This is a genomic window from Flavobacterium sp. GW823-FHT04A11, from assembly GCF_058796535.1.
This window is the reverse complement of the sequence record NZ_CM179503.1, coordinates 3,261,587-3,283,553: the sequence shown is the minus strand read 5'-3', so window position 1 is coordinate 3,283,553 and position 21,967 is coordinate 3,261,587. Positions and strand designations below refer to the sequence as shown.

Here is a 21,967-nt window from a genome sequence, read left to right as displayed (position 1 = left end):
AACAGAAAGTAAAAAGCGGTAATCATTGGTTACCGCTTTTTTAATTTTTAAATTCTCCATTGCCTATTTTACTTTTACCATATTGGGTTATAGATTCTGTTTTACTCCAATATTCGATAATAGTAGCAATGACCTGCTTAAATTTTTCGTAGGTGTATGGATTTACCACATAACTTTGTGTTGGCAGCGAATATACATCAAGCACAAAACACTGATTAAAAACAGTTGTAAAAAACAAACACGGGCAATTAAGTTCTATACTCAGATTTTTGTACGGAATATGCGCTGTTTGTTTATCATCCATATGAAGCAATACAATATCGGCAAAAATTAAAAATGCCGAAACATTATTTGATGTCAGATAATTGTAAGCATCGTTCCCGGAATTAAAGCATAAAATTTTATTAGAAACTTTTAGCTCAGAGAAAATCTGCGTAAATAATTTACGATCTCCCTGATTATTTTCTATAAGTACGATAGGTCCTTTTATATTCATAATAATTCCTTTTTTAGTTATAAATAACATCGAAAGCATCATTTTTTGTGTGCAATTGAATTTTTGAAGCACGAAAAAATGATATAGCAAATATTTCAATTTTTCAGAAATTTTGCTTTATAAGATCGTTAACAAAAATTATATAATTTTCATTAAATGGAAATTTACTGAACTCAAATGTTAAATAAATCATTAAAAACTGTTTCAAAACAAACCTAATATCACAACATACAACACCAACAAATACAACCTTTTACCCTGATAATTATATAAGTACAAAATTTAATTCTATAAAGAAAAAACAGGGTATCGTTTTTAATTTTGGAAAAAGAAGAATTTAAATCAAAACATCATGCTTGAAAAAAATTATGATCCGGATAATGATAATTGCCCGGAAAAAGAAACGGTAGAAAATCTTCATAAATCAAAAGTGAATTCTGATAAACATAACCAAACAACAGAAGAATTTAAAAATGATAATCCGAATCGAATTTTAAAAAACAAAAATGATTTGGAGAATCCTGAAGTTCAAACGAAAAAAGATAAATAGATTTAGAAGATTGCGAAAAAAAATCGAGAGGGAAACCTTTGGAACCTTACAAATGTCAAATTAAAATAAAAAACAAAAATCATGGAAAATTTAAATTTCATTAATCCATTACTACACGGAATTATTCCTGAAGAATTAGAACAAAAAGCATTACAACTTTCTACAAAACACTTAGTTTGTGCAGGAGTTGGAACATTAATTGCCGGTGCTGTATTAAAAAAAGCGGGACATCAAAAAACCGGAGCTATGGTTGCGGGTCTTGCATTGCCAATTTTAGCAACAGCAATCTATAAAAAAATTAAAAAATCGTCTGACGAGAAAAAAGCAACCGCTGAAACAGGAACTGATAATGATTCTGTAACAGAACATGCTTAATATAAATAGGTGTACTTCCGGGTTTCACTTTTGTTTTTAGTTTTAAAATTAAATAGCAGAATGACAACTTGGAAGTACATTTTTTAATTTAAATAATTGTCTATGAATTCATAAATACTTTATTATGTCACTTTCCAAATACAACCAAAAGCGTAATTTTAAGCAAACCGAAGAACCAAAAGGCACCATTGGCAAATCTGAAAAAGACCTCATATTTGTCGTTCAAAAACATGCTGCCTCTCATTTGCATTACGATTTCAGGCTGGAGCTGGATGGTGTACTTAAAAGCTGGGCCGTTCCTAAAGGTCCTTCCCTGGATCCTGACGTAAAACGCCTTGCCATGATGGTCGAGGATCATCCCTATAATTATAAAGATTTTGAAGGTTCTATTCCCGAAGGAAATTATGGTGCCGGAAACGTCATTGTCTGGGATAACGGAACCTATACAACGGCCGATGAAACTTCAACATCGGCCAGAAAAACACTAAAAGCAGATTTAAACAAAGGTCATTTGAGTTTTATTCTTAAAGGAAAAAAACTCAAAGGCGAATTCTCGTTGGTAAAACTGCACGGCAAACAGGAAAATGCCTGGCTTTTAATCAAAAAGAAAGATAAATATGCTTCAGATGAAGATGTTTTGATGAAAGACAAATCAGTACTTTCAAGCAAAACATTAGAATCTCTGGAAAAAGAAACTAAGGCAGGAAAGAAATCTGAATCTGAAACTGAAACTGAAGCCGAAGTCGAAGCCGAAAGCAAAATCAAAACTGCTTCCACAAAAACAAAAACAACAAAATCTGCAAAGAAAGAAAAGACGGAAAAAAAAGAAAATAAAAAAACTATAGACTTTGTTTCTCCCATGCTTGCAAGTATTGTCGACAAACCATTTGATGATCCTGAGTGGGTTTTTGAAAACAAATTTGATGGTTACAGAGCAATTGCTACTATAAATAGGGATGAAGTACATTTGTATAGCCGCAACAAAATTTCTTTTGATACTAATTTTAAGCCTGTTTTAGAAGAACTGAAAAAGATAAAACACGAGGCAATATTAGACGGCGAAGTGGTGGTCGAAAATGGTTCCGGAAAAGCTAATTTTCAATTGCTTCAAAATTATCTTAAAACCGGCGAAGGCATTTTAAAATATTATGTTTTTGATATTTTAAACCTCGATGGTTTTGATACAACTAATTTGACTTTACTGGAAAGAAAAGAACTTTTAAAAATATTGTTAGAAAAGTATTCTTTTTCTAACATTCACTACTCTGAACATACGGACGGTAACGGCCTTAAAAGCCTCGAAATTGCAACTAAAAACAAAAGTGAAGGTATTATGGCCAAGAAAGCCAATAGTACTTATTTAGTTGGAAAACGAAGTACTAACTGGCTTAAAATCAAAATTGCACAACAGGAAGAAGCCATTATTATTGGAATTACCGAACCTAAAAACTCCCGTAACTATTTTGGTGCCTTATTGTTAGGACAATATTATGGTAAAAGACTGGAATATATAGGCAAATGCGGAACTGGTTTTACAGAAGAAGTACTGAAGGACTTATATACCAAATTTAAACCGCATTTTATAAAAGAATCGCCTGTTACGCCAAAAGTAAAACTGAAGGACAAAATTCAATGGTTAAAACCAAAATTTGTATGCCAGGTAAAATTTACGGAATGGACGGAAGATTCGCGCCTGAGGCATCCGGTTTATCTGGGATTGAGAGTAGATAAAAAAGCATCTGAAGTTTTTTTGACTTCAAAAAGTAACAATACTTTAAATACAAAAGTTATGGATACAAAAGAAGATTCTGAAAAATCTCCAAAAGATAAAGATTATGACTTAAAGGTTGGCAAAACTACTTTGCATCTTACCAATCAAAACAAAATATATTTTCCTAACGACAATATTACGAAAGGTGAAATTGTACAATATTACAATGAAGTTGCTGATTTTATTCTGCCGTATTTAAAAGATCGTCCGCAATCGATGAACCGTTTTCCTAACGGAATTGAGGGGCCAAGTTTTTATCAAAAAGATGTGGATGAAGATAAGATTCCGTCCTGGATAAAAACCAAAAAAATCTATTCAGAATCAAACGATGAACATTTAAATTACCTGATTTGCAATGATAAAGCGACTTTACTTTATATGGCAAATTTGGGTTGTATTGATATTAATCCGTGGAATTCGACTGTAAAACATATCGAAAATCCGGATTGGCTGGTGATCGATATTGATCCCGCAAATGATAATTTTGAGGAAGTGGTTCAAACTGCCCTAACCGTAAAAGAAGTTATGGATAATCTGGAAACAGAGTGTTATTGCAAAACTTCGGGCGCTTCGGGATTACATGTTTTTATTCCGCTTGGCGCGAAATACGATTACGATTCTATAAAAATTTTAGCCGAATTAATTGCGTCAGAAGTGCAAAAACGTTTGCCTGAAATTACGTCTCTGGAAAGAAGCATCAAGAAAAGAAATAATAAAATTTACGTCGATTATTTACAAAACCGACGCGGACAAACTCTGGCTGCGCCCTACTCTGTTCGCCCCGTTCCCGGAGCACAGGTTTCAACACCTTTAGAATGGAGCGAAGTAACGCCTAAATTACATCCATCGCAATTTACCATCAAAAACGTGTTAAAGCGATTTGAAAAGAAAGGCGATTTATGGACTCCAATTCTAGGAACAGGCGCGAATATCAAGAAGATTATGCATAAACTGGAGAAATGAGTTTTTGAGTTATGAGTTTTGAGTTATGAATTATGAGTTGAATAATGAAACCGATTGATTAATTAATTTCTATTATATAAAAAAAGACAAAAGTTTACATTGTAAACTTTTGTCTTTTTTGTTTGTATTTGCTTACTACTACTCAAAACTCATAACTCATAACTCATAATTCATAATTTATAACTTACTAAGAAGATTTCTTTTTCTCTAAACTTGCTTTCAGCATGCTTAATAAATCATCGCTTTGTTTGTGTACGACTTCTAATTTTGGAGCTTTTGTTTGTTTTTTACCTTTAGCTTTTTGTTTGATTATTTTCAACAGTTTATCGGTATATTCGTCTTTGTAGGCGCTGATATCAAACTTTTCTGTGAGTTGCTCGATTAGTTTGTTTGCCATATCCATTTCTTTAGATGTCTTTTTGGAAGCTGCAGGAACTTTAAGTTCAGCTGTATCCCTGATTTCCTGTTCGAAACGAATTCGGTTTAAGAGAATAACATTTTTATACGGTTTTAAAATCGCAAGGCTTTCTTTGTTTCTTAAAACAAAACTCGTTACTCCCACTTTTCCGCTAGATGCCAGCGCATCGCGAAGCAAGCCATACGCATTCATGGCGCCTTTGTCAGGTTCCAAAAAATAAGGCTGTTCGTAGTAAATACTCTCAATTTCTTTTTCAAGGGCAAAACTCTGAATGTCGATTGTTTTGGTTTTTACAGCATCGGCAGCTTCAAAATCTTCATCTTCAACAATAACATATTTATCATAAATTCTGTAGCCTTTTACAATATTGGCAAAAGTTACTTCCTTGCCCGTTTTTTCGTTTACACGCTTGAATTTTATATTCGAATGATCTTTTTCATCGAGCATGTCCATATCAAGACTACTTTCCTGCACGGCAGAAAACATTTTAATGGGAATATTGATTAACCCAAAGCTTATTGAACCCGTCCATATTGCCCTCATAATTTTTATTTTTTATAGTTAGTTAACCTGAAATGTTTTTAGGAATTTCTTTAAAAATAAATCGCATAGAATACACTATGCGAAAAATCTAAAATCTAAAGTCTAAAATCTAAAGTCTAAAAAATCTCTTTAAATATTCCCTTCAACCCAGTTTAAAGCTTTATTGAATTCTAATTTTTTAAAACCTTTAAATTCTCCCGGAACGATATAACTGAATCCGTTTGTAAACGAAATAATTTCTTCAGAATCTGAAACGATTGCTGCTCTGTTCCATTTACCTAAATTTTTAAGTCCAATCATGGCGTCCTGAAGCCAAGCGCCTGCAGTAAAGTTTTCAAGATCAGTATCTAAAACCAATAAAAAATTGATTTCATTTAGTTGTTTTACTAGTTTTTCTACAGCCGGAACAACCACACTTTTAAAATCTTCCGTAGTTACTTCTGCTAATGCTCTAAAAGCAACAACATTATCTGTTGTATCTATTTGATGTATCATTTTTTCTTGAATTAAATTATGGTAATTTTTTTATTCTTTCTGTTATTGAAATGCCTGTTTTTGAATGAAAAAATGGCATTTGAAAAGTCAACTCAAATGTAAATAATGTAGGATTTTCTATCTTATATTTTATTGTTTTAATTTTACAGAATCTCTATTTATCAGCAGTTTAATTGATTTTTATAGCGCTAATTTTTGATTTTTTCAGGTTAAGTTATTTTCAGAAATCAGGGTAATTTCGATAGTTACTATTGACCAAAAAACAATCATCATGGAAAAAGAAAAACCAAAGAAATTTCCGGAACAAAAACAAGAACTTCCGGGAAACGAATATAAAATGACTCCACAGCCCGAAATTATAAGAGAGAATTATACCGGAAGCGGAAAACTCTTGGGTAAAGTAGCTTTTATAACCGGCGGTGACAGCGGTATTGGCCGAAGCGTGGCGGTACATTTTGCCCGAGAAGGCGCTGATATTGCGATTGTTTATTATAAAGAAGATAAAGATGCGCACGAAACGAAAGCTTTAATTGAAAAAGAAGGTCAGCAATGTTTGATTATCAGCGGAGATTTGAAAGACGAGAAGTTTTGCAAATCGGCTGTGAAGAAATGCCATACTCATTTTAAAAAAATAAATATTATCGTGAATAATGCTGCCATACAATTTCCGCAAAGCGAATTGGAAAAAATAACGTCGAAACAGCTTCATAAAACATTCGAAACCAATATTTATCCTTATTTCTACATTACTCAGGCAGCTTTGCCGTTTTTGAAAGAAGGCGATACAATTATCAATACAAGTTCGGTTACAGCTTATCGCGGCAGCGAACATTTGGCGGATTACGCGAGTACAAAAGGTGCGATTGTAAGTTTCACGAGATCACTGGCTACTATGATTGCCAAAAGAAAAATACGTGTTAACGGTGTTGCGCCGGGACCCATCTGGACGCCTTTGATTGTCGCAAGTTTTGACAAACTCTCTGATTTCGGAAAAGATAATCCGATGGAAAGAGCCGGTCAGCCCTCAGAAGTTGCGCCTGCTTATGTTTTTCTGGCCTGCGAAGACAGCAGTTATATTACCGGACAATTTATTCATATTAATGGTGGAGAAATTGTGGGGTAATTTTTTTTTAGTTGCCACGAATTGCACAAATTTTCACTAATTCTTTATCTTAAAAAAAGCGGATATACTTTGATGAGTATATCCGCTTTTTTTTGCGCTAAACTGAAAGTTTTATTTTGATACGCAATCTTTCTTTTTGTATTTGTTGAACATGTATTCCGTTAAAGGTCTTAAAGTACTATTGGTTTCGGGATGCCTTCCGTTTCCGCATGAATTAAAGAAATCAACTTCACTTTTTATTTTCGCATACCATACAATAGATTCTCCATTTGCATACCAAGTGGTTGTATCGCAAACCGGTATCTTTTTAAAATCCAGAAGATGAGAATCATACAGAATTATTTTATTTTGATTTCCTTCAATTCCATCTTTACAATCTACAACTTCATAGTGATTATCAGACCATTGCATACATCCTTTATTAAAGAATATGAAATAGCCTGCAGTGATTGTTCCTATAGAAGCGAAAATGATTGCCATTGCAATTATGGTTTTTATAAGCTTCCTTGGGATTTTTTTAGAGAATATATTTTTTAAGTTTCCAAAAAATCCCAATTGATTACTTGCTATTAAAGCACCTTCAAATATATCTTCATCTTCACTTTCATGTTCGTTTTCATTTTCTTCATTTTCCTGATTTTTCTTCTCCTCTTTTTCGTCGGTATCTTCAATACTAAAGGCAAATGGAACTTTTGGACCATCAATCGGTTTTTCCGGCAGAATAATCCCAACTTCTCTAAATTTTTTAAAAGGCCTTGGTTGAAAATCAACTAAAATTGCAGCTAATTCTACAGCATACCTGCTGACTGTTTTTTTATCCTCCTTTAAATAAAAAGAAGCAATAGTTCTAAACTTATCTGTTTCGATTCTAAGTTTTTTCTTTGTCTCTGCATCTAGTGCAAAATTAAACGTGAAGAAAGAAAAAAAGGTACTAAAATCATCTTTACTCTCATTCTCTCTAAATCTTTCCCAGCATAAATCTCTAAGATTGGCTTGAGCAGTAGGATGAAAATGCTTCGCGTATTCTCCTTCTTTTTCAATCTCATAATGAGCTCTAATAGCTTTTTCGTAATCTTTAAAAGTAATTTTTTGCATAAGCATTCAGGATTTTTTAGGAATTCTTAGGAATAACTAAGAAACTTAGGAAATAGCAGGAATTCCCGGAATTCCTTGTAAACAAAGGCTTAACGCCGCTATATCTTTGCCATATCAAATTAGTTAAACGTTTTAATCTGCAGGCTAAAACAAATGTACAAAACTAGTTCTATTAAAAGTATGGAAAACCGTAAGACCGAGTTTATCCGGGAAGTATAAATAAAAATCTTACTGTTCTACATACTTCACTTCCCAAACAAAAATCAAAAACATTCCGCAGAGTGCGGTCTGAAAATCAGCAAAAAAAATTTCGATTTCATTATCGAACAGGCTGATCTACGTCAAATTTTTAATAACGAAGTAAGATGAAAAAAGTTTTTATATTAGCGTGTTTAGTAGTAGCCAGTGCGGCATTCGTATCTTGTACAAATGATGAAGAAGATACAACAACTAAAAAAAGTACGATTCCAACATATGCGGATGATCCGGACACAGGCGGAGGACAAAGTGGGCAAACTCCTATCCCACCTCCAAAACCATAATTGCAATTGTAATTGCAAAGGAGAATTAATTACAACTGATACGAGTCCAAGTTAATTAATTTATTAATTTCGGGAAATGAAACTCTTAAAGGTCCATTTCCCGATTTTTATTTTCCTGCTTCTTATAATCATAAGTATCACATCTTGTGAAAAGGAAAATCCCCTTCCTTCAAAGGGAAAAACAAAAAAAACAGATTACAGCCATTACTTAGCATTAGCTGATAAACATTCTGAAAATCAGGTTTATGACAGCGCTTTTTATTACTACAATAAAGCAAGATTAGAATGCAAAACAGACGAAAATGAGAAGATAATATACGCTTTGCTAAAAATGTCTGTTACGCAGCAAATACAAGGTGATTATTCTGGAAGCGAAACGAGCGCAACAGAGGCTATTCCTTTCTTTCAAAAAGAAACCAACTCTTATTATAAAGTAGCAGTTTACAATATTCTGGGAATTAATTATAAAAACATTTTTGATTTTAGTAACGCTATCCACTATTATAATCTGGCCTATAAATTTTCTGAAGATAATTTACAAAAGGCGATTATAAAAAACAATATCGCTGTAATATACATAGAAAGAGGCTCTTATAAACGTGCTTTAGATATTCTTCTCCCTTTAAAAACAAAGGAACTGGTTGATAATCCTGAAAATAATGCACGTGTACTGGATAATATAGGATATTGTTATTATAAATTAGGAAACCCTAAAGCATTAGATTACTTAAAGAAATCACTGCAAATACGACGCGACATAAAAGATCGTTTTGGAATTACTTCGAGTTTGATGCATTTTTCAGAAATCTATGCTGATACAAATCCAAATCTTGCAAAACAATATGCCAATGATGCTTATAAGGAAGCAACTGAAGTAAATAATGTTGATGATCGTTTATCTTCTTTGGGCTTTTTTATTAAGAATTCAAACGGCGATGAATTGAAAAAAACAACGCTTCTTTATCTAAAAATAAATGACAGTATTGTGAAAGCAAGGCAAAAAGCCAAGAACAAATTTGCCAAAATCAAATACGATTCTAAAAAAGAAAAAGACGAAAATCAGAAACTGAAATTAGAACGGGTTGAAAATTTATTAGCACTTCAAAAAGCCAAATATCAAAGAATATTTTTTGTATTGGGAATTATCATTTTAGTTCTAACGCTGATTTATTTGAGAAAATATTATCTAAAGAAAAACAGAATTGAGAAACTCGAAGCTTCTTACGATACTGAAACCAGAATTGCAAAAGATATTCACGATGAATTGGCCAATGATGTTTTTAATGCCATTACTTTTACCCAGACTCAATCTTTAACTAAAGAAGATATCAAAGAAACTTTACTTCAAAAACTCGATCATATTTATGCCCGCGTACGCGGAATTTCTAGAGAAAACAATGATATTCATACCGGATCTCATTATTCGAAAAATTTAAAAGAAATGCTTTCTACTTACAATAGCGAAACCACAAACGTTATCATAAACGGAATTGAAAAAGTAAACTGGAACGCAGTTGATGATCTTAAAAAAGTGGCCATTCACCGAATATTGCAGGAACTTATGGTAAACATGAAAAAACATAGTGGCGCGCCGTTAGTGGCTTTAACCTTTGACAGCAACGGAAAAACAATATCCATTGATTACGTTGATAAGGGAAAAGGCGCCGATAAAAATAAAATTATTAAAAATGGTCTGCAAAATATGGAAAACCGTATTCTGGCCACAAAAGGAACAATTACTTTTGACACTGAACCTGATAAAGGTTTTAGAGTAAATATAAAAATGCCTAAATAAAAGCCTATGTTTAAAAAAGTAATTATAGCCGAGGATCTTGATGCAATGAATTTAGGAATTCAACAAGTATTAAAAGATTTAAATATTGTAGATTTTCAACATTCAAAATACTGCGATGAAGCTTTACTGAAAATACGAAAAGCCATTCAGGATCATGATCCTTATGATTTACTAATTAGTGATCTTTCTTTTAAAACGGATCATCGCAAAGCAGACATTGCCAATGGCGATGAACTGGTTGAGAAAGTTCGTGAATTACAGCCCAATATTAAAATCATTGCTTATTCTGTAGAAGATAAAAGTTACCGTATTAAATCGCTTTTTGACAAGGCCGGAATTGACGCTTTTGTTTTAAAAGGTCTCAATAGCATCGAAGAACTTAAAAAAGCGATTAACCTCGTTTCCACTTCTGATGACAGATATATTTCGCCGGAAGTTGCTTCTGCCCTACAGGAAAAAAATAATTACGAAATAGACGATACAGATATTAAAATTCTAAAGTATTTATCTGCCGGAACTTCGCAGGATGAAATTATAGAAATCTTTAAAAATTCTGATATAAAACCCAACAGCAAAAGCGCTGTAGAAAAAAGATTGTCTAAACTTAAAGATTTCTTTAAAGCCAATAATACCGTTCATTTGGTTTCGATTACAAAAGATATGGGGATTATTTAAATTCCAGTTTTTACTATTATGAAATTTTAAAGCTCCTTCGGGGGCTTTTTTTATGGCTTTAAATTAAAATTTTACGCATTATGGTTTTCCGTAAAATACTGGTTTTAAATAGGTTTAAGTTTGGATAATTAATCCATTTAATTAAAAAAAATGAAAAAAACTATCTTACAAATTGTTACATTATTTAGTATGTTAATACTATTTTCTTGTAAAAGAACTACAGAACCTGTTACAGAATTGCCAATAGATACAGTAGCTGTAGCTATTGATCCAATCGCACCCGCAGTAACTAATAATTGGAAATATCGCCAATCAATTGATAAAATGACATCAAAATCAGTCAAATTCGCACAAATAAAATCAAATGAAAGCTTAGATCTAGAGTTTCCATATGAAGGAATTAATTATGGAGAACTAACATTAAGAAACAAGGATGGTTTAAATATATATTTAAGTATTGATAAGGGACAAATAAGTGGGGGTTACGATAACAATTATATCACAGCTCGTTTTGACAATGATAAGCCAATAAAATTTAGTTATAGTGAACCGCAAGACGGAAGTAGTAATGTTATTTTTATTAATAATGAAACAAAATTTTTATCAAGATTAAAAAAATCGAAAAAAGTGCTTATTTCAATACCTATATATCATGATGGAAATCAAATACTTGAATTTAGCACCATAGATTTAAAATGGTAATTTTTATAAACTATAAAACAAAAATAAATTATGAGAAAAATTATTCTTTTTTTTATTACAGTTACAATATTGGGCTGTTCAAACAAAACTGAATTATTTAGAGAAACAGATTTGTTTGTTAATTCTCTTCAAACAGAATATGAAAGTTATGGAATTTTTGATGATGGAAATTCTAAAACGACTAGCGATGGATTATACACTATTTCTCCAATTGGTCGATTGATAAATGTAAAAATTCAAAAGGTTGTAAGTTCCAAAGAATATGAAGATTTAAAGAAAGATCTTGAGGATTATTATCAGGATGATCCTAGAGTTAATAGCGTCTATATTTGTCAAGCAGGCACTATTATGATTGATTGTAGAAATTAATTAATTTATAATAATAAAAAAGAGAGGAACTAAAACTTCCTCTCTTTTTTATTTAAAAACTTCTTTAAAAAAATATTTAGATTATGGTTTTCCGTAAAATACTGGTTTTGATTGGATTTACCTTTGAATAATTAATTTAAACAACAATCTAAACTAAAAATCATGGAATACAAAGTAGTACCTTTCGTAGCTTCAATCGATCCTAAAAAAGGAACATCTGATCATGTTGCTGAACAATTGGAAAGTTTAATCAAAAATTACAATAATCAAGGTTGGGAATATGTTCGATTAGAAGGAGTTTCAACATTTGTTCATCCGGAATCAGGTTGCTTTGGAGGAAATAAACCCGGTTATACCACAAATCGTCAAATGGTAGTTTTTAAAAGATAATATGAAATATCTGCTTCTGTTTATTATCAAAATGTATTGGAAGATTATTCCTCCTTCTAAAAGGAAAAAATGCATTTTTAAAAAATCCTGTTCCAACTACGTTTTTGAAGTAACCAAAAAAGAAGGTTTCATAAACGGATTAAAAGCATTTCAATTTCGATATAAAAATTGCAGAGGAAACTTTGCAATTTTTAAAAACCCTGTAACGAATAAAATTCAAATGATTCTTCCTTCTCAAATAATAATTGACAGGGAAGAAATTGCCGAAAGATTAATCAATTAAAACTAATCACATTAAAATAAAATATTATGGAAAAATATGCAAATTATAGTGGAACCTCAGGAGTTTCTGCTTACGAAATAGGATCAGACTACATAAGAGTAAAGTTCTCTTCGGGAAGTATCTATCAATATAGTTATAGAAAAGCTGGACAATCACATGTAGCAAATATGAAACAGCTAGCTATAAAAGGATCTGGATTAAATAGTTACATTAATTCACATGTTAAATTTAAATACGATTAAATTTCATAATCACGTATAACTACTCTTTCGTGAAATATTTGTTCTAATTACATTTATCAAAAAAGCCTGTGAAATCTAAAATTACATTATTAGCTTTTGTTCTCTCCTTTTTAGGCTGCAAAAGAGAACTCGAACTTCCGCCTCCAAAAGTAAATTCATTTTATAAAGAGGTAATTACGCCCGAAGATCGGAAAGTGATAACACCCGAGGAAGCCAAAACCTATCACGTAGATACAGAATACCAATATGAATACCGAACGGGGAAATCCGGGCATTATGAATATAATTATGATGTAAAAGGCGTGAATATTAAAGGTGATTCAGTTTTTGGAAACATTAATGTTGAGGGAAAATGCGGCGCCGGAATTTTAATATTTGATTCGATTGCCGATATTGAAATTAAAACCGAATGGATTGAGTACGGAAAACTTAAAGCTACTGACCAAAATGGAAATGAATATTACTTGAAAGTTAAATAACTGCCTTAACCCCAACCTATCTGATGAAATATATAACGATACTCTTATTTTTGGTTTTGAGTTCTTTTCGTCCCGTTGAAACAAACGTCTATATCTGCGGACCAACGGGCGCAAAAAAATACCATTATAAAGAACATTGCCGTGGTTTAACGGCTTGCAGACACGAATTGACAAAAGTATCTCTTTCGCAGGCGCAAGGTTATGGTTTAACGCTTTGCGGTTGGGAAGATTAATTTTAACTATAGATTTGCAAAAACAAATTATAGGACGAAGGAATGTTATTCTTTTGTCCTTTTTTATTTCGTAAACTTTACATATCAATCTATAAACTAATACGTTATTGAAACATTAAAATTCAGATTATTGAAAAAATATTAAAACTGAAAAGAAAATTTATTTAACTTTAACAATAATTAACATATAATTCTGCTGATAGAATTTAAGAAAATACCCAATCAAATTTATAATTTCATACCAAGGCAAAACAGGATTCTCCCAAGATTACATTAGTACTATTTATTTACGCAGTCTATTAATTAACATATAAACGCTATGTCAATGAAATATAATACACTAATATTCGCCTCTTTATTATTATTCAGCGTCCAGATTTTTGGACAGGTTTATACCGAAAAAATTGTAGGACAAAAAAATCAGGAGCTTAAAGACAGTCTTAAAGTCGAGAAATACCCGTATGCATTGCCCATTTGGGGAGAAAAAGTAGCTCAGAAAGGATATAAATTGCCCTACTCTGCCGGACTTTCTGTTAATTATTTCTGGCAGGATTCTGAAATTGTTATCAATGGTTTAGAAGTTGGTTTTAATAATGGTCCGCAAATTAATCTGGATGAAATTGTACGATTTGATAAATCTTCTGTAGAGGCCGGAGCGCTTACGATCAGACCGGATGTCTGGCTGCTTCCTTTTTTAAATGTTTACGGAATTTTTGGAAAAGGCACATCAACAACCAAAATTAATGCAGGAATCTGGATTCCGGATGCGGATAATAACTGGTCGCAAATTGCGAGTTTCAATACCAAAGCTAATTTTGACATCACCACTTTTGGACTTGGATTAACGCCTACTATTGGTATTGGCGGCGGCTGGCTTGCACTTGATATGAATATGTCGTGGAGCGATGTGAGCGCATTAAACAAGCCTGCTTTTTCGTATGTTTTTGGACCACGATTGGGGAAAACTTTTAAATTATACAAACCTGATCGAAATATTGCTGTTTGGGTTGGTGGTTTTAGGGTGCATATTTCAGGTGATACAGATGGAAACATCAATTTATCTGACGTTTTGGAGTTAGACGGCGCTCAGGAAAAAGTAGACAATGGTTTTGAAAAAGTAGCCAAAAACCAAACTAAAGTCGATACTTGGTGGGATTCTTTAACGCCTGCGCAACAAGCAAATCCGGTTAACGTTGCGAAACATAATACAGCAAACAGAGCATTGGAAAGTGCCGGCAACTTTTTAACAACGATCGACGGAGCTCTGAGTACTGCAGGTTCTTCAACGGTGCAATATTCGCTTCAGAAGAGACCAAAAGATATGTGGAATTTTATTGTGGGAACGCAGTTTCAATATAATAAACATATTATGTTCAGGTTTGAAGCCGGCTTTCTGGGCACTCGTACGCAGTATTTAGGCGGACTTCAATATCGTTTTGGACTTTAATTCTTCAAATATGAAAAAAGGTTTATTATTACTTACCGCTCTGTTTTGCATGAGCAACGCACAATCTCAAGTTTTAATTTCCTTAATTTTTGGAGACAAACTCAACTCGCCTTTTTTGGAATTTGGTCTGGATGGCGGCGTCAATTTCTCGACGATTTCTAATATGGAAACTTCAGGAACTGAACTGGGTTTTAATCTTGGTTTTTATTTTGATATTCGATCTAAAAAAAAACCATCATGGATGATTAATACCGGAGTAATCGTAAAATCGCCAATGGGCGCGCACGGAATGCCGGTGTATTCTTTAAACGATGCTAATCTTGATAATACTTTTGCCGGCGGAAGCGTCGACAGGGAAATTCGGTATTTTAATGTCCCGATTTTAATTAAATACCAATTCAAGAATAATATTTACCTCAAAACGGGTCCGCAATTAGGACTTTTGGCGAAAGCCTTTGATAAATTCCATAAAGAATATGATAAGGATGATGTGGTTTATAAACACAATATTCGCGATCAGATTCATGTTATCGATGCCGGAATTGCACTTGGCGCCGGTTACCATATGAAAGTGGGAAATGGTTTGAATATTACGGTTCAGTATTATTACGGGTTAGTTCCTGTGATGAAAGGCGACGGTCCAAACCAATACAACCGTTCCTTATATGTAACAACCGGAATACCGATTGGCAAAGGAAAAGCAGCTCAAAGACGAGCTGAAAAAGAAGCCGAAATGAATAAGGTGATTCTTCCGGAGGATGAGAAGAAATAAATTCAAACTTCGTCTGCGCATTTTTGTGGTAACTCTACGAAATAAAACAGAAAAAACCTGCTCAAATTAATGAACAGGCTTTTTACTAAAAATAAACTAACACAAAAACTTAATTATATCCTTGATTTTGTTTGAAGACTTTTTGGTCAATTACAGTTTGCGGAATTGGAAACAATCTTCTGGAAGGTTGAGAAGCAGCTTTTGCAGTTCCGGCTAAATCATATTTTCCAAAACGAATGCTTTCCGGTCTTCTTTGTAATTCCCAATACAATTCAAAACCTAATTCTTTATACAATTGCTCTGCATCTACAGCAGTAAGAAGCGGTTTTCCAGGAGCATTTCCGTATAATGCTTCTCTTGTTCTGCTGGTACGCAATTTGTTTAAATCGTCTGTAGCTAAACCTGCATTTCCTTTTCTGAAATATGCCTCAGCTCTCATGGCATACATTCCCCCTAAACGGAATAACGGAATATCAACATTACTGTTACCGTTTCCTCCTTCTGGGTCAAATTCGTATTTAAAAACACGTGCTCCCTGATTGATTTCGTTTTGAGCGAAAACAGCTTTTGTAGGATCTGCAAACGTTAATTTTGGTGTAAAATCCATTCTTGTACCCGTGCTCTTTTCCATCACTAACGGAGAAACTTTTATACGGTTACCCACCATTTCAAAAGCTGCAGAAGTCAATAATACAGGTCCATATTGAGGTCCGGCCTGAATTCCTCTGTTAAAATGGAACCAAGGTGTTGCAGGAGAACTTTTAGGTACGATATCAGTAGCAGGAACACTTACATCTGTGCCATCATTCATAAACCAGGTACCATCAGCATAGCGATAATGCTGCTCAAATCTTGGATCATCATGATTTCCATCCCATGAATTATAAAATTCTTCGGTTGTACAGGCTGCATTTGTTCCTCTATTTCCTGCAGATGTTCTCTGATTACGCTCCATACACACATAAGCAAAACTGTTTGAACCGTTACGGATGTAATCTATCTTTTGAGAAATCGCAAAAATAAGTTCTTTACCATTATCATTATCTCTTGCAAAGTTTTTGAAAAAGTCGCTTTCTAAACTAAATTTCCCTGAATCGATTAGCAAAGAAGTGTAATAAATAACACGATCCATATCTGTTCCTGTACCACTTACAGCAGGTTCGTTAAAATTGAAACTTGACGTTGCATTATAACGATCTTTAAATACAGCACGATTCAAATACATAGTAGCCAAAAATGCATAACCGGCTTGTTTTGTAAAACGTCCGTGGTACGTTCTTTGTGTGCCAATGTCCGCCAAATCAGGTAGTAAAGCTTCCACATCAGTAATTAATTTGTCTATTTGAGTATCTGCTTTTAAAATTTGGATGGGAGCATCTACATTCAACGGATCTCTATACGGCGCTTGTCCGTAAAGATCTAATGTAGTGTAGGTGTAATATGCCAAAAGTGCTTTTGCTTCTGCTAAAAATAATGCCTTTTCAGGAAAAGTATTTTCTTCAGATGATTTAATTGCCGTCAATGAACGCGTAATTCCGTTTGTCAATAAATCCCAGTTACCTACTATAATTGCGTTGCTTGAATTCCATGTAAACTCGTGCATGTCTCTCCATTTTCCACCATCTCCCCAGTCACTTCCTCGGGTTGGCAAAATAGCTTCGTCTGTCGTATATTCCTGCATCGCAAAAACAGCTCCGTGATCTGTAAAAGTTCCGTCGCCAAGTCTGTCATAAGCTGCTGCAAGCGAACCAGCAGGATCTGTAGCGTCAGTTCCTAATTTTTCATCCAGTACTGCTTCATCAAGATCTGTACAGCTGTTTAAAAGAAAAATGAAAGAGAATATAGTTAAAATTTTTATGCTAAAAAATGTCTTTGTCTTCATGATTTATAATTTTAAAGTTGCTCCGAAACTGAACGTTCTGGAAGTTGGATAAGCAGCGTAATCTATACCAATAGACTGGTTTCCTCCATTAGATTTTGGACTGTTGATTAACGGATCATATCCTGAATAATGCGTAATCGTAACCAGGTTCTGACCTGTAATGTAAAGCGTTAAACCGTTTAACCAGCTTACGTTTTTCAAATCAAAATTGTACCCTAGACGAGCCGTATTTAATCTGATAAAGTCAGATTTCTCTAAGAAAAGAGTTGATAAAGTTGGCGCATTTGTTGCATTTGCACCAGACTCATAATAATCTGTAGCCACGTTTCTGTCAGATGCAAGGTTGTTGATATTCAAAGCGTTCAATCCTGTATTATTCAACAAATAACCTCCGGTTTGACCAATGATCGAGAATGAAAAACTAAAGTTTTTATACGTCATATCACTGTTAAGTCCGTAGTAAAAAGTTGGTAAAGCGCCTTCGATAATAACTCTGTCGCTGTTATCAATTTTACCGTCATTGTTTTGATCTTTAAAGATGTTTCCGCCTTTACTGTCAAAACCAATATGTTCTAACAAATAGAAAGAACCTGCAGCATAACCGCTTTTGTAAATATTAGCATTTACACCAGATTGTCCAGGGCCTGAAATAGTTCCCGTTAAGATTTCTGAAACTGGTAAATCTTCAATTTTATTGTTTAATGTTGCTCCGTTTACGTCAACATTCCACTTGAAGTTTTTGTTATCGATTAATTTTGTACCCAACATAAACTCAAAACCTTTGTTCACGATTTTTCCGTCGATATTTGTCCAAACCGTTGTAGTTGGTTTTAAAGGACTTGATGGAACGTTTAAGATCGCATCTGTAGTTGTTTTGTTGAAATAATCAAGAGTTCCGTACAATTTATCACTCCATAAACTGAAATCTAAACCTAAATTATATTGCGTAACAACCTCCCATTTTAAGTCAGGATTTGCTGTTCTGGTTACAGAAACTCCGTTTACCAAATTCAAATCATCATATAAATAATATCCGTCAGGACCAGACAAAGAATAGCTTGCCTTTGTCAATTTGTTTTGAACTTCCTGATTTCCGGTTTGTCCCCAGCTTGCTCTTAATTTTAAATTGTTGATTTCCGTTACATTTTCTAAGAAACTTTCTTTAGAAATATTCCATCCCAAAGCAAAAGAAGGAAAGTAACCGTATTTGTTATTATCTCCAAAACGGGTCGAACCGTCCGCTCTCATCGAAGCTGTTAGCAAATATTTATCGTTGAATGTATAATTTAATCTTCCAAAATAAGACTGTAATTCGTTTTCCTGAGCATAACCTGTAGTTCCGGATTGTGTTCCTGCAAAACCTGGATTAATTGATGGTTTTATACCAACTCCCTGAGCAGCAATTCCGTCAATACTGAAACTTGTTCCCGATTTTTCAAATTTTTGATAGGAGAAACCTCCCAAAACTTCAAATTTATGTTTGTCCAATGCTAAATTATAAGTCAGATAATGCTCGATCAAAGAGTTTTTAGAATCCAGATTATTCTGAACATATTTTCCTTTTGGATTTAAATCGGTTACGTTTGGATAAATCGTCGTGTTTCTTTCTGCTGTAGAACGGTCTACACCTACGTTTAATTTATACTCTAATCCGTCAATAATTCTGAAAGAAGCTTCAAAATTTCCTAAAACTCTCAACGTACGCGTTTGATCCTCATAAATACTCAATAAATAAGCAGGATTATAATGCGCGTTCATGTTAAAGTTGGTATACTTTCCGTTAGCATCAAAAACAGATCTTGTTGGGTTTGCCATTAAAGTATGCACAATCAATTGTCCGTTTGAACCACCGTCGTCACTTGTCGGAACTCCGTCATCTTTAGTTTCACTTGCCGTTAGATTCACTTTTAATTTTAAACGTTTGTTGTCTAAAAATGATTCAGCAGCATTAATTCTACCCGAAAGACGTTTAAAATTACTGTTATTGATAATCCCTTCCTGATCCATTTGCGCAACAGACGCATAATAATTCCCTGATTCTGTTTGTTTTGCAAAAGACAAAGCATTATTTGTCGTAATAGCAGTTCTGTAAATAACATCCTGCCAGTCTGTGTTTCCGCCATGATCAAAAGCAGGATCTTTAATTGCAGTTCTGTATTCGTCAGCGCTTAAAACATCTAGTTTATGCGCCACTTTAGAAACTCCTGTATACGTATCAAAAGTCAAAGTTCCCTCGCCTTTTGAGCCTTTTTTTGTCGTCACCAAAACAACTCCGTTAGAACCTCTCGCTCCGTAAATAGCAGCTGCAGAAGCATCTTTAAGAACCGTAATCGATTCGATATCACTTGTATTCAAAAAGTTTAATGGATTTTTTGCAGATGAAGTTCCGAAACCAACGTTGCTTCCTGTCGGGCTTACTTCATCATTCGATAATGGCATACCATCTACCACAAACAAAGGCGTACTTCCACTTCTGATCGATCCAACGCCACGAATGGTAACGTTTACACCAGCTCCGGGCTCACCGCTTGTGTTCACCACACGAACTCCGGCCACTTTTCCCTGAATTAAATTATCTACAGAAACGTTAACTCCTTGTTTAAAGTTTGCAGCTTCTAATTGTGTTACAGCTCCTGTAACGTCTTTTTTAGATTGTTTTCCATAACCTACAACCAAAACTTCGCTTAACTCTGAAGTATTTGGTGCCAACTGAATGGTCATGAAATTCTTTTGAACGCCAACCGTTTTCGTTGTATATCCTAAATAAGCAATTTCGATCGTTTTTCCTTCTGTAACCGAAAGTTCAAATTCACCATCAAAGTTAGAAACAGTGGCATTTTTTGTACCTGTTTCCATAACCGTTACACCCGGCATTGGCACACCGTTTTCGTCGATTATTTTTCCTTTAACTTTAATTTTTTCTGCTTCTGATGTTGCTTTTACAACTGCTTTCTGAATCAAAACCAATTTGCCATTAATGTTATAATTGAAATTGGCTTTTTTAGAAAGATCACTTAAAATTTCAGCAATAGATTCATTGCTGTAATTTACGGTATACGTCGTGTTATCAGCAATAATAGCTTGTCCGTAGCTAAATTTATAGTTCGTTTGCTGGCTTAATTTTGAAAAAATAGAAACTAATGTTGCTTTTTCTATTTTATTTTCTACTTTTGATTTTTTAAGAATAGTCGTACTGTAACCGCTTTGAACGGACAATGACGCCAGAACTAAAAAGAAAATTCCCTTTAGAAGATTTAATTTTTGAAGTTTAAAATACATGATTTAAGTTATTGGTTTTTCGATACTTAATTATTAATCGCAGTTGTTCTCAGCAACTGCTTTTTTTTTGATTTTAGTTCACTTTTACTGTTTCGCCATAAACATTAAATTTTAGATTAGTGATATAATTTATTTGTTTTAATACGCTTTCCAGCGATGCATTTTTTTCAATAAATACCGTTACAGGAGTATTCAAAACGGCTTTGTTTTCGCATTCAAACGTTACTCCGTATTTGTATTGCAAAACCGTGATTACTTGTTGCAGTGTGGCTTCGTTTAGTGTAATATCTTTTGTATACCAATTTGTTACAAAAGCTTTATCGACAGGAAGTTTGGTTAGTTTTTCATCCGAAAACAATGCTTCTTCATACGGAACCAAATCGACACTTTGCCCTTTTGAAGAAACATTTACTTTTCCGGTTACTACAATTACTTCACATTTTGATTTTGACAACTGAATGTGGAATGACGTTCCTAAAACCCTGGTTTTGATTTCTCCCGAAGCAATAATAAAAGGGTGCTTTTTGTCTTTGGCCACTTCAAAAAACGCATTTCCTTTTAGCAGAGAAACTTTTCTCTCGTCTCCTTCAAATTTTTCAGGATATTGAAATAATGAGTTTGCTGCCAGATAGATTTTCGAACCATCACTTAATGCAATAGATTTGGGGATATCTGATGTTTTAAATGTGAGTTGCTTTTCAGTCGCAACAGTTGGTCTGAATAAAAATCCCAAACCAACAAGAAAAAGAATACTGGCAGCGGCCATATATTTAAAGTACGGTTTAAAGGTTTTCTTCTTCTCCATTCGAAGTTGAATTCCTTCATATATATTTTGAGAAATTTCAGTAGAATTTCCCATTACATTTTCATCCCAGTCTGAATTTTGATATTCGCTTAAAGCAAAATCATTCAGCAGATTTTCTTCTGCTTCAGATGTTTTGTTGCGTGTGCTTTTATCGATAAGATATTCTAAACTATGCTTTAATCTTTTTATCATAATACTTATTGTTAGCCTTGGTGTAATTTTTAACACATATAAACATAGTCT

23 protein-coding genes are annotated in these 21,967 nt (G+C 33.6%); 16 read left to right on the top strand and 7 right to left on the bottom strand.

Annotated features, from left to right (window positions below; genetic code table 11):
• Positions 1 to 40: 40 nt before the first annotated feature.
• Positions 41 to 496, bottom strand: a complete 456-nt coding sequence (locus tag AC3QL1_RS14105) for a response regulator (RefSeq protein ID WP_492492286.1) — start codon at positions 494 to 496, stop codon at positions 41 to 43.
• A 352-nt stretch (positions 497 to 848) separates the two neighbouring features.
• Between AC3QL1_RS14105 and AC3QL1_RS14100 the strand changes: the two genes are divergently transcribed.
• The 3 genes from AC3QL1_RS14100 to ligD all read left to right on the top strand — a co-directional run bounded on the left by AC3QL1_RS14100 (position 849) and on the right by ligD (position 4,155).
• The gene (locus tag AC3QL1_RS14100; RefSeq protein ID WP_492492284.1) at positions 849 to 1,046 is read left to right on the top strand and encodes a hypothetical protein; all 198 of its coding nucleotides are present in this window, start codon (positions 849 to 851) and stop codon (positions 1,044 to 1,046) included.
• 81 nt (positions 1,047 to 1,127) lie between these two features.
• Positions 1,128 to 1,421 (top strand): PrgI family protein, encoded by a 294-nt coding sequence (locus tag AC3QL1_RS14095; RefSeq protein ID WP_492492282.1) that lies wholly within the window; start codon positions 1,128 to 1,130, stop codon positions 1,419 to 1,421.
• Between the two features lie 124 nt (positions 1,422 to 1,545).
• Positions 1,546 to 4,155: a DNA ligase D gene (ligD, locus tag AC3QL1_RS14090; protein ID WP_492492280.1), complete on the top strand. Its 2,610-nt coding sequence runs from the start codon at positions 1,546 to 1,548 to the stop codon at positions 4,153 to 4,155.
• 187 nt (positions 4,156 to 4,342) lie between these two features.
• Here ligD and ku read toward each other — a convergent pair whose 3' ends face one another.
• Positions 4,343 to 5,116 (bottom strand): non-homologous end joining protein Ku, encoded by a 774-nt coding sequence (gene ku, locus AC3QL1_RS14085; protein WP_492492278.1) that lies wholly within the window; start codon positions 5,114 to 5,116, stop codon positions 4,343 to 4,345.
• Between the two features lie 129 nt (positions 5,117 to 5,245).
• Complete coding sequence (locus AC3QL1_RS14080) at positions 5,246 to 5,611, bottom strand: SpoIIAA family protein (RefSeq protein ID WP_492492276.1); 366 nt, start codon at positions 5,609 to 5,611, stop codon at positions 5,246 to 5,248.
• A gap of 271 nt (positions 5,612 to 5,882) precedes the next feature.
• Here AC3QL1_RS14080 and AC3QL1_RS14075 point away from each other — a divergent pair, with 271 nt between their 5' ends.
• On the top strand, positions 5,883 to 6,734 hold the full coding sequence (locus tag AC3QL1_RS14075) for an SDR family oxidoreductase (protein ID WP_492492275.1): 852 nt from the start codon (positions 5,883 to 5,885) through the stop codon (positions 6,732 to 6,734).
• Positions 6,735 to 6,845: 111 nt separating this feature from the next.
• On the opposite strand, the gene AC3QL1_RS14070 is transcribed toward AC3QL1_RS14075, so the two are convergent.
• The gene (locus tag AC3QL1_RS14070) at positions 6,846 to 7,829 is read right to left on the bottom strand and encodes a hypothetical protein (RefSeq protein ID WP_492492273.1); all 984 of its coding nucleotides are present in this window, start codon (positions 7,827 to 7,829) and stop codon (positions 6,846 to 6,848) included.
• A 365-nt stretch (positions 7,830 to 8,194) separates the two neighbouring features.
• Between AC3QL1_RS14070 and AC3QL1_RS14065 the strand changes: the two genes are divergently transcribed.
• The 12 genes from AC3QL1_RS14065 to AC3QL1_RS14010 all read left to right on the top strand — a co-directional run bounded on the left by AC3QL1_RS14065 (position 8,195) and on the right by AC3QL1_RS14010 (position 15,758).
• Positions 8,195 to 8,371 (top strand): hypothetical protein, encoded by a 177-nt coding sequence (locus AC3QL1_RS14065; protein ID WP_492492271.1) that lies wholly within the window; start codon positions 8,195 to 8,197, stop codon positions 8,369 to 8,371.
• A 76-nt stretch (positions 8,372 to 8,447) separates the two neighbouring features.
• Positions 8,448 to 10,166 carry a tetratricopeptide repeat-containing sensor histidine kinase gene (locus AC3QL1_RS14060; RefSeq protein WP_492492269.1) on the top strand — a complete coding sequence of 573 codons (1,719 nt, stop codon included), beginning with the start codon at positions 8,448 to 8,450 and terminating at the stop codon, positions 10,164 to 10,166.
• Positions 10,167 to 10,172: 6 nt separating this feature from the next.
• Complete coding sequence (locus AC3QL1_RS14055; RefSeq protein WP_492492268.1) at positions 10,173 to 10,841, top strand: response regulator; 669 nt, start codon at positions 10,173 to 10,175, stop codon at positions 10,839 to 10,841.
• Between the two features lie 150 nt (positions 10,842 to 10,991).
• A complete protein-coding gene (locus AC3QL1_RS14050; protein ID WP_492492266.1) occupies positions 10,992 to 11,543 on the top strand; it encodes a hypothetical protein in 552 nt (183 codons plus the stop codon).
• Between the two features lie 30 nt (positions 11,544 to 11,573).
• Positions 11,574 to 11,912 (top strand): hypothetical protein, encoded by a 339-nt coding sequence (locus AC3QL1_RS14045; protein ID WP_492492264.1) that lies wholly within the window; start codon positions 11,574 to 11,576, stop codon positions 11,910 to 11,912.
• Between the two features lie 162 nt (positions 11,913 to 12,074).
• Positions 12,075 to 12,302, top strand: a complete 228-nt coding sequence (locus tag AC3QL1_RS14040) for a hypothetical protein (protein WP_492492263.1) — start codon at positions 12,075 to 12,077, stop codon at positions 12,300 to 12,302.
• A 1-nt stretch (position 12,303) separates the two neighbouring features.
• Positions 12,304 to 12,585 carry a membrane protein insertion efficiency factor YidD gene (gene yidD / locus AC3QL1_RS14035; RefSeq protein ID WP_492492261.1) on the top strand — a complete coding sequence of 94 codons (282 nt, stop codon included), beginning with the start codon at positions 12,304 to 12,306 and terminating at the stop codon, positions 12,583 to 12,585.
• Positions 12,586 to 12,611: 26 nt separating this feature from the next.
• Positions 12,612 to 12,827, top strand: coding sequence for a hypothetical protein (locus AC3QL1_RS14030; protein WP_492492259.1), 216 nt, complete (start codon positions 12,612 to 12,614; stop codon positions 12,825 to 12,827).
• A gap of 68 nt (positions 12,828 to 12,895) precedes the next feature.
• The gene (locus AC3QL1_RS14025; protein WP_492492257.1) at positions 12,896 to 13,306 is read left to right on the top strand and encodes a hypothetical protein; all 411 of its coding nucleotides are present in this window, start codon (positions 12,896 to 12,898) and stop codon (positions 13,304 to 13,306) included.
• A 23-nt stretch (positions 13,307 to 13,329) separates the two neighbouring features.
• Complete coding sequence (locus AC3QL1_RS14020) at positions 13,330 to 13,539, top strand: hypothetical protein (RefSeq protein ID WP_492492256.1); 210 nt, start codon at positions 13,330 to 13,332, stop codon at positions 13,537 to 13,539.
• A 325-nt stretch (positions 13,540 to 13,864) separates the two neighbouring features.
• Positions 13,865 to 14,986, top strand: coding sequence for a hypothetical protein (locus AC3QL1_RS14015; RefSeq protein WP_492492255.1), 1,122 nt, complete (start codon positions 13,865 to 13,867; stop codon positions 14,984 to 14,986).
• A 10-nt stretch (positions 14,987 to 14,996) separates the two neighbouring features.
• Entirely contained in the window at positions 14,997 to 15,758 is a 762-nt protein-coding gene (locus tag AC3QL1_RS14010) for a porin family protein (RefSeq protein ID WP_492492253.1), read from the top strand.
• Positions 15,759 to 15,867: 109 nt separating this feature from the next.
• On the opposite strand, the gene AC3QL1_RS14005 is transcribed toward AC3QL1_RS14010, so the two are convergent.
• The 3 genes from AC3QL1_RS14005 to AC3QL1_RS13995 form a co-directional block, all read right to left on the bottom strand.
• Positions 15,868 to 17,640 carry a RagB/SusD family nutrient uptake outer membrane protein gene (locus AC3QL1_RS14005; protein WP_492492251.1) on the bottom strand — a complete coding sequence of 591 codons (1,773 nt, stop codon included), beginning with the start codon at positions 17,638 to 17,640 and terminating at the stop codon, positions 15,868 to 15,870.
• Between the two features lie 3 nt (positions 17,641 to 17,643).
• Entirely contained in the window at positions 17,644 to 20,919 is a 3,276-nt protein-coding gene (locus AC3QL1_RS14000; protein WP_492492249.1) for a SusC/RagA family TonB-linked outer membrane protein, read from the bottom strand.
• A 73-nt stretch (positions 20,920 to 20,992) separates the two neighbouring features.
• Positions 20,993 to 21,916 (bottom strand): FecR family protein, encoded by a 924-nt coding sequence (locus AC3QL1_RS13995; protein ID WP_492492247.1) that lies wholly within the window; start codon positions 21,914 to 21,916, stop codon positions 20,993 to 20,995.
• Between the last annotated feature and the right edge of the window lie 51 nt (positions 21,917 to 21,967).